We start from the raw sequence: 342 nt of genomic DNA, 5'->3' as shown, positions 1-342 counted from the left end.
CTCAATTAATTAATGATTTAAAATATAAACATAATTTAACAGAAGAAGAAATTTGTAATTCATTAGCAATTACTAAACATAACTTAAAACGAAATTTGAGGGTTCATTCACTAATTAATCGATATAAAGAAAGTGATTACGGTGATCAATTTGAAACCAATATGTATTCAATTTTTGAGGAAATCATCAAGAATGTAAATATTAAAAATTGGTTAGATTGGGATGATTCAAATATGCAACCATACAATAGTTTGAATGAAGAAAAAATATATTCTTGGATTTCAACTATTGAGGAAATAGATTTGGATAATGATGATGAAATATCCATAATTAAAGAACCAA

At 24.0% G+C, this 342-nt stretch carries 1 protein-coding gene; it reads left to right on the top strand.

All coding sequences use genetic code 11. The features are described 5' to 3' along the window. On the top strand, positions 1-342 hold a 342-nt coding region (locus tag QWI17_RS04790; RefSeq protein ID WP_302721378.1), incomplete at both ends, for a hypothetical protein.

This window comes from Gilvimarinus gilvus (assembly GCF_030518155.1).
In the GTDB taxonomy this organism is placed as follows: Bacteria; Pseudomonadota; Gammaproteobacteria; order Pseudomonadales; family Cellvibrionaceae; genus Gilvimarinus; species Gilvimarinus gilvus.
The sequence above is the reverse complement of the archived record's forward strand: the minus strand, read 5'-3'. Positions and strand labels throughout refer to the sequence as shown.